Raw genomic sequence first — 8,222 nt, forward strand, 5'->3', positions numbered from 1 at the left:
GCGTTTTTAATCCGTATCGATAAAGAGACGGGTAAGCGTGGTGCAGAAAAGGATTGGGCGTTAGATACGTATTGTCAAATTGAAGCGCAAAGGAACTGGTCTATCAATAATTTACGGGCTGATTTGCGATCGCTCCTGGTGGAAATGGGTAACACCATCGTCTCAGCCGGGGATAATACGGATGAAGCTGCGCGGCATTTGATGAAGGCGGCGGGGAATGCTATCGATTCTGAGCATTATCGTAATGTTGCTAATGCCAAAGATATTGACAGGAAAACTTACGACGCTAGGCAACACCAGGATTATCTTAAGCCAGAAGAAGCGCTAGAGTGTGAGAAATTCCGTATTCGGGACACCTACGGGATGACTGTCACCCCTGAGTTAGTCGAAAAAGACGATGGGGGGCGATTGATTAAAAAGATTGTCGCGCTTGAGGCAATCTTGGCAGCGCCGGGGGAAGTTATCACCTCGGAAGATGGGCGAGAGTTTGTTACGCCGCCTGATGTTGTTGTGGAACGGGATAAAGGGGAGCGCGATCGCTTGTCTATCTGTACCGACTGGGGTAATCATTCCACCTCTTGGCTCATGCGTCAACGATTGGGACTGAGGGCGATATTGACTGATTTGATGGATGGGTTGGAAATTAAGGGAGATGAAGCGACTATTGAAGCGTTGGCTGATTTCTCCAAACGCAATGCTACTCACATCAAGGGGATTCTCAACTTGACTATACCGCTTGATGAGTCCCCGGTGTGGATTTTGAGTCAGCATCTTTCACAGCTTGGTTTGTCTATGCGATCGCGGCGGCCTGTGGAAGATGGTAAGCGGGTTAGGTATTACCGATTAAGTACCGAGGATGTCGCGTTTGCTCGGAAGGTTCTTGAGTATCGGCAACGATTGAGGGATGAGAGGGAAAGGCGACGACAACAGGAACGGGAAGAGCAAGCGGCTTATGAGGCTAGAATGCGGGCTATGTATGGAGTTAATGCCCCGTCCAACCCCCCTACTAATTTAATTGGGAGTAATAATTGTGGGGGGGTGGACGGACAAGAAAATCCCAGTGATTTATGGTGGAGGCAGGTAAAAAAATATGCCCAACTAGCAATGGAACGGGTAACGCATGGGGTTGATGCTGTCAAACAGTTCCTCTCCACCCTCAGCAGTGATGAAAGGTGGGGGGTGATGGTGGCTATTGATCAGCAAGAGCCGCAGGTGTTTGAGGAGTTGACTGCGATCGCGCCTGATTGGGGGACGTGGATGGGGTGAGTTTGGGTTGGAGCGATGTATGCGGCAACAAGGGAGGCGATGCTTTTGGCAACGTCAGAAACAAACGCACGAACGCACTCTTGTCAATTAAACTGCGTCAAGGTTTCACTTTGCTGTGGATGGCTTGCTAATAGCTCTGATAGTCCGAACCTTAAATCTACCTAATATTCAGTATTATCTACCATTTCACTGCCCCTACTGATTTGCGATCGCATTTTCAACTTGGCCTATCAGCCTCTATCTATATCTGTTTATTTTTGTCAATGGGTAAGCTTTATTTTTTACAAAGCGTAATAGCGTGTATATAAGCAATTGCTCTATGCTTACCATAATTAAATAGTATTAGCACGCATCTATTTTAAGAGGTATTCTTTATGTAAGCTATAAAACTTGATACTTGACTGTTTTAGCAGTGTAAAATTATCCTCATGCTAAATATTACCTTTGTAAATTTATAGGTAGACATTAGACCTAATGTGCAAAAGTTTTGTAGTTAATTAGTACATTCAGAGGTTAAGCAAAATGTCAAAAAGTTAACTAGCATTTTGAAGGTCATAGTTATAAATATTTCGCCAACAGTATCACGGTATCGGTATCTCGGCGGACACCCAAAGTGGAAAACTAACTTCTGCTCTAATGCCGGATTGGTGTGTCATTTTTTCTTTTCATGCAACAAAGCCGTATCAGAGTAGTAATTTGATGCTCCCTTTCTCCCTGTTTTCTGCTGGTTACGCCACTGCTCAATTACTTCTTCATTCACCCAGAATCTGATACTGCCTCGTTGTTTAAGGGCTGCATCATAAGCGTTCCAATTCTTCACTTTGTACTGGGCTTTCGTTTTCATCGTTAGGCGCTTGCGGCGAGAGAATATTGGCGATAGGTACAATTTACCATTTTGGCTATTCACGCAACAACGCCCTTCAAAACAGCAATGCACTTGACAATTGGCTATGGTATCTTCGCCAGATCTTCCCCACTTAGCTACACTGCAAGAGATAGTTGTTATTGGTCGGGGGTGGGACTCCTTATGGCCCTGCCATTCATCTCATCACTCGTCCTATCGGACGCTCGTGAGAGGCTTCTGTCAGTTCAAGCTAGCTGTTCGGCTGCATATTTTGCCAAGTCTTCCCAGGCTTGCTTGGCAACGGTAAGATGAAGACTTTGGATAACACTACCTAATTGAGTATTTTCTGTTGCATTCAACTGGTTGGCTATTAGTTGATATTTAGTAATAAAGTTCGTGATTGTCCCAAGAAGAATAGATATTGATTTATCCATTTCCTGAGTGCGTGTATTCAAAGTGATGAGAGTATTGTTAATCTTTTGCACCGAGTTGGTGAATTGCTGCTGAATACTGTTGAACTGAGCGTCAGCATCACCTCGACATGGCTGTTGATTAACAAAATCCTGCATCTTGCTCAGTGTTGCTTGGATGGATGGATTCAATCCGTTATTGACATTTGTGATAATTCGCTGGTAATTATTCTGGTTTTGTAGAAAAGTTGCTAGTGAACTCATTCCCACCTTCAACTGATTTGACTGCTCTTGGAGATTACTTGATAGCTTATTGAGTAACCTAGTAACTTCAGCCCGTTGTTCAGGTGTGGAACCATTGCCTTGTCTAATCTCAGTTTGAATAGCTAGAATTCTCTCGGACGCAGCATTGAACTGCGAACTAAACTGGGGAAGGGCAATCTTGAACCAGTCGCCTATTGGACTAAAGCTGTTGGAAAACTCCCGACTGTTCTGTTCATATCGTCGAATCACATTTTCTAGGTTACTACGCGAACCAGAATAATCAACCCGATACCCGAAATTTCGCGTATTTAGACACCAGATGAAATAATCGGTACAACAGGATACATCCAGCTTCCAAGGTCCGAGAGATGTCTGAGATACTTCGGTGATATATCTATTTATTTCTTGGGGAAATTGACTTAAAGTAGCGATCGCATTTTTGGCAGAACTAAAATCATACTCCGCCTGATTTGATTGAGCCAAAGATTCCCGAGGAAACAGGAACAGAGTTCCCAAAACAATTCCTAGTGCAGCCATGATCGCAATAATCCGGTTCTTACCCAAATATCTGATCATTGTGTTTGGTGGTATTGTTGCTTAAGTGGTGATCCCAAAAATTAAGTAAGTCGGCGGGAAAATTCCTAAGTATGTAACGAAAAGTTAACCAGAGCTATTGGAGTTAAGTAGGTGGGTGGAAAAATTTATAACTATGTCATTGCGAGTGGAATGGAGTGAAACGAAGTAATCGCAAGCACCTTGATGATTTTACATTTCTTTACATAGTTTGGTTTATTCGAGCCTACCTACTGAAATTTAACACGTTATAACTCCAGATACAATTCATGCTTGCTTCGATCATTTCTTGCTACGGTAGGCTACCTTAAGAACCATCCGCAACTGGGTAGCAAGGCTAGGATCGCCACCATCAGGATCAAAGGTTATTGTCCATTGGGTGTAAGGTGTGGGCGTTGCATAGACTTCAGTATTAATTTCCCACGGATCGTAAACATTTTCACCCTGAACGCGATAAGCATACTCGCCTTCAAGTCCCTTGGTAACAAAGTTATAAGCTTGGCGAGGATCATACCCATTCTGATAGGTTCCCGATGTCAAAACATTTAGAATCACGTTGCCTTTGTCGTTAGATTTGATTCCATCTATGAAAAACCTGGCTTCTTTGATCCAGATTGCTACGTTTCCCTGATTAGGAAGCACACCCTGTAGTTGAGTATTACCAATGGGAATACCCCAAGTCAATGTAGCCGGCTGATTGCCGTTTGCTGGTGTCAAGAGTGCTATATCCGTGCTACCCACAGACAGATTGCCCTGTTTGACAATTGTGAATTGGAAAGATATCTCAACATTTTCGTTAGGTAAACGGACTCTCTGACTATCAGGTACATCCCCAAGCAACTGGGCAATCCACTGGGATAATGTCGCAAACTTATCCTTCAGAGTTGCGGCGTTCATATCCAGATTAATGGTTATGGGAGGTTCCTGGAAATACAGATAGAAGTAGGAATTTCGATAATGAGTCCACGCCAAGTAGATCGAGCGCTTGATAGCATCGGTACGGGTCTGGATTATACCTTTCAGTACTGCCAGTTTCTCCTCATTGGATTTGGCATTTCTCTCCAGTTCTTGCCAACGTCTCTCGATGTTTTGAGAAGCCCGAATCTCAGCCTTCACTACTGTCGCTTGAGCCAACAGAGAAGAGTAAGCCACGACCTTCGCATCCAATGCTTTGCCGTACTGAGCTAGGATTTTTAAGCTGGCTAAGTACTTGTTCGCAGCCTCTTGAGCCGATCCCGCCCCGGTTCCCGAACCAATTGTTCCCTTGATGGTAGTGAGTTCAGCCTCAGCCTGAATCATATAGTTTTCCCAAGCTAAGTTGGGGTCGATACTAACGGAGGCAAGAGACTCTGGCAACTTAGTGCCACTTTGATCCTTCGGCGCTTCAGCCCAAAGCACAGATCCGGCATAGAAAGATGTCATCAACTGCAACTGCATCTGCATAAGCAGCTTAGCCTGATCGAGCAGGGTTCTATTGCTTGGGTTATCTGAGGAGATTGCCTCGATTCCTTCATAGGCGTGTTGGACTCCTTCGACGAAACCTTGAAATGCCTCTGTCAACTCCAAAGGATTTTCTGTAGCTGCTGCTTTAGCAACACTAAAACCAATCTTGACAGCATCCAATCCCAGTTTCAACCCAGCCTCCAAGAATTGCTGGATTTTCTGTTGAGTGATCGCATTTTGCATCAGAGCAAAACAAGTATTGGCATCAATAGACTGTAGATCGTACTGGTGCGAGAGATTCCTGATATCCTTGCTCAGTGTATCTAGATTCTCCTTGATGTTATTAAGCTGGATCTGTTGCGGATTTGCCTCATCCTGAGCCACGCCTTGCAGTGTTCCACTGACTTTCTGAATGGCTGCCTGAATATCTGTCTGAACGTTTAATGTATTGAGGTTGTTCTCGTAACTCTGCAACGCTCCCAACAAGACATTGATTTGCGTCTTGTAGAATGAGGATGACAGAATCGGCACATAGTAAGCTCCCTGTGCGACGTTGAGCGTCACCAGCAGTGCTGCCGCCTGACTGTATAGCTCGGCATAGTCGCTGGGAATGGTAGCACCGCCCCCTCCCATTGTCCGAATACACGCAACGACCCAACTAAGCATAGACTGGGCTGTGCTGCGATCGCTGGACTGACTAGAATTCATCAGCCAAGATGCTGCGGTGAAGCTTGCTTTGAGGCTGTTCAATGCCCAAACCCGACTAATCAGGTCTTGAATATCTGAAACATCGGTTTTAACTTGTTGAGTAGATATGCCAGCGGAATTAACAAAGTAATAGACAGCTTGCAGTGGTTTCTCACCAACAGGTACAGTAAAAGCAGGTGTTCCTGCCTTCGCATTAGATGTTGTCAACTGGAAGTTTCCACCTATTGTCTCCTTGACTAGGAACTCAGCGACCGCTGTTCTACCTTTTTCAGGCACGCGAACGGGGACAGGAGAGCCTACAAGCATTGACAGATCAATACTGCGTGCTATGACGACAGTACCACGAGCATCGAAAGAAGGGGCATCCACGATCACAGTATCGGCATAGATAGTGAGGGTTGCCCCCCCTCCAAATGGGAAGATTTTAACCAGTTCAGAGAGTTTGACCTCAAGACCAGAAAAAACCACGTCCACAATCGTGTTAGAGGGATCGCGGATAACTTTGAGAGTGCGGAACTCCTTTGTTTTATTGTTGAGAGTTTCCCAATTAATGTTCATAGAGCCAAAGATTTTTTGTTTTTAACCTACGACAACCTATTAATTAACGTCGGGCAGACCTTAATACGGTTCAGTTAGGGATATTTTGGGGTATCTAGGCGAAGCATTCGGACAGAATATCTATGGCTTTAGCAATCAATTATCGCCCGAATGCCTCGCCCCTACTGTTAACTGAACCATATTGGGGCAGACCTCACAATCCAAAAGCTTAAAACTCTTGTGTTTTGAAAAATTTGCCCTATCAGCCTAGTGATTAAGCGGCAGCAGGTAGGGGATCGCCCCATTTTTTAATCGAGTAGCTGATTAAGGAGTTCTGCGTGAACTGTTGTGTTGTTGTTGCGATTGCCTGCCATTTCGCCGTAGCATCACCAATCTTCATTGCCTGTTGTATCCAAGCATAGTTGCTCAGTTCATCTACGCCATAGTTGGTGGCAATATAGGACAGGTTTCCACCAATATCAAGCCAAACTCCCTGGATGATATCGAGATTTTGCTTGAACTTCACCAATGCCGGAGCAATCAGTCCAATATTAGTGTCGAATCCTTTGAGGTCGGTTACCAAAACCGATTTCTTTTGCTTGTCCGCTTCCTGTTTAGCAATTTCACTACGAAGCGCGTTGTAAGTTGCTCGCTCATTGGCAGCCGCAATCCCTAACCCTATTGCCACACCGGCACCAGCGAGTAGAGCTAAACCTGGAAAAAGAATGTTACCAAAAATTCCTACTACAACCCCGGTTACACAAGCAGCGATCGTATAGTCACGCCATTTCTGATATGCCACATCGGCTTGTACGTTAAGGCGGTTAATATCATCGCTTAGTTTTCCAATTAACTGGTTAGCATTTGCCAGAATTTGCGAAGACTGACCTGAGTATTTCTGAAGCTGTTCATTCGCTGCGTTAATATTCCCGTCAAACTCCGTCAACTTCTTGAGCAGAGCATTGGTTTTTGTCTTCATATCCTCTGCGGTTGAAACGAGACCACCAGGACCGATCAAAATCATCTTGAGGTTTGCAGCTTTCTCTTCCTTAGTACCAAAGTCCAACAGAGGCCGAAGATTAGCCAGGGTATAGTTGTAGGTGCTCGCTGCGTTCTGAATCTGAATAGCCAGCCATACAATGTGGGCATATATTTCGCTAGGTGGCTCAGCAGTGAACATATAGTTGGGATCGGTACTGATCTTCTTCTTTAATTCAGAAGGATTACCGAAAACGGCTGAGAGGTTATGCACCCTCTTCATGGCCTCAAGGGTGTCAGTTACCAACTTCTGGTCACTGAAGCTCCCGTACTTGGTGTTCCAATCGCCCTGATTAATGGGAAGCAAAAGTCCCTGTTGGACGTAGGATTGTATTACGAGCCACTCGTCACCAAACATAATAAAGCGGTTAGGCGGAACTTTTGAGGGATCATCAACAATATCCATTCGGGTGTTGGGCAAAACTAGTAGATTAGATGGAGCTGCCGTAGTTGAAGGCATAGTCTTCCTTTTGTGAGTAAATTTGTGACTAAATATGTACAGTGACAAATTAAATGGTGTTGAGACAAATTCCTGTCATTGAATTAAGCCTTACCCACTTTATGTTTGCAACAATTTGTGTTGCTAGAGATTGTAAGTTTTTGTGTTAGTTTTAGGGTTAAGGGATTTCCAGAAAATAAAATGCCCAGCCGTCGCTTTCGCCCCGAAGGGCGAAAGCGCCTCAGTCCTTGGTTTGAGCCAAAATATATTTGATACGGCTCGGCATTTTATTCCCTGTGGGTGCCTAACACTCTTTGAGTATAAGCCTTACAGCTTCAATGACAGCAATTTGGCACAGCGAAAAATAAAAAGTCACTGTACATTTGCTGAGTAAGACGCTCAGGATTTTGGTGCCTTGGCACTGAGTTAAGAGCCTATAAATTGGCAAAGATAATATTCAGTAGAAGCGTAGTTTTACGCCCCTAAAAACAGTTAACTATCAAGTTAATAGGCTTTAAAACAATATATCGTAAAATAGATGCGTGTCAAATGTTTTTAATCGTATTAAGCGAAAACTTATAATTTGTGTAACTGCCCAGCTAGGAACACCAGGGATATTCCCATGAGAGAAGAAAGATGGTAGTGTTCAAGGATGAGTCCAGAAGAAAAAGACCAAAAAATAGAAAGGCTAGAACAAGAA

Annotated in this window: 4 protein-coding genes and 1 pseudogene; 1 reads left to right on the forward strand and 4 read right to left on the reverse strand. The window is 44.3% G+C overall.

What is annotated here, in order from left to right:
- Positions 1 to 1,266 (forward strand): annotated as a pseudogene (locus H6G83_RS35755) (bifunctional DNA primase/helicase); the annotation flags it as partial.
- A 652-nt stretch (positions 1,267 to 1,918) separates the two neighbouring features.
- Here H6G83_RS35755 and H6G83_RS34205 read toward each other — a convergent pair.
- From H6G83_RS34205 to H6G83_RS34220, 4 genes are all read right to left on the reverse strand, one after another.
- The gene (locus tag H6G83_RS34205; protein ID WP_190480533.1) at positions 1,919 to 2,173 is read right to left on the reverse strand and encodes a transposase; all 255 of its coding nucleotides are present in this window, start codon (positions 2,171 to 2,173) and stop codon (positions 1,919 to 1,921) included.
- 182 nt (positions 2,174 to 2,355) lie between these two features.
- Entirely contained in the window at positions 2,356 to 3,360 is a 1,005-nt protein-coding gene (locus H6G83_RS34210) for a hypothetical protein (RefSeq protein WP_190480536.1), read from the reverse strand.
- 279 nt (positions 3,361 to 3,639) lie between these two features.
- Positions 3,640 to 6,066: a hypothetical protein gene (locus tag H6G83_RS34215; RefSeq protein ID WP_190480538.1), complete on the reverse strand. Its 2,427-nt coding sequence runs from the start codon at positions 6,064 to 6,066 to the stop codon at positions 3,640 to 3,642.
- Positions 6,067 to 6,319: 253 nt separating this feature from the next.
- A complete protein-coding gene (locus H6G83_RS34220) occupies positions 6,320 to 7,543 on the reverse strand; it encodes an alpha-xenorhabdolysin family binary toxin subunit A (RefSeq protein ID WP_190480540.1) in 1,224 nt (407 codons plus the stop codon).
- Positions 7,544 to 8,222 lie beyond the last annotated feature (679 nt).

This window comes from Anabaena azotica FACHB-119, from assembly GCF_014697625.1.
GTDB lineage: Bacteria > Cyanobacteriota > Cyanobacteriia > Cyanobacteriales > Nostocaceae > Trichormus > Trichormus azoticus_A.

Bases quoted from the DNA above. Each gene is read 5' to 3' on its own strand.
- H6G83_RS34220 (WP_190480540.1), bottom strand. From the start codon at position 7,543: ATGCCTTCAACTACGGCAGCTCCATCTAATCTACTAGTTTTGCCCAAC.
- H6G83_RS34215 (WP_190480538.1), bottom strand. From the start codon at position 6,066: ATGAACATTAATTGGGAAACTCTCAACAATAAAACAAAGGAGTTCCGC.
- H6G83_RS34210 (WP_190480536.1), bottom strand. From the start codon at position 3,360: ATGATCAGATATTTGGGTAAGAACCGGATTATTGCGATCATGGCTGCA.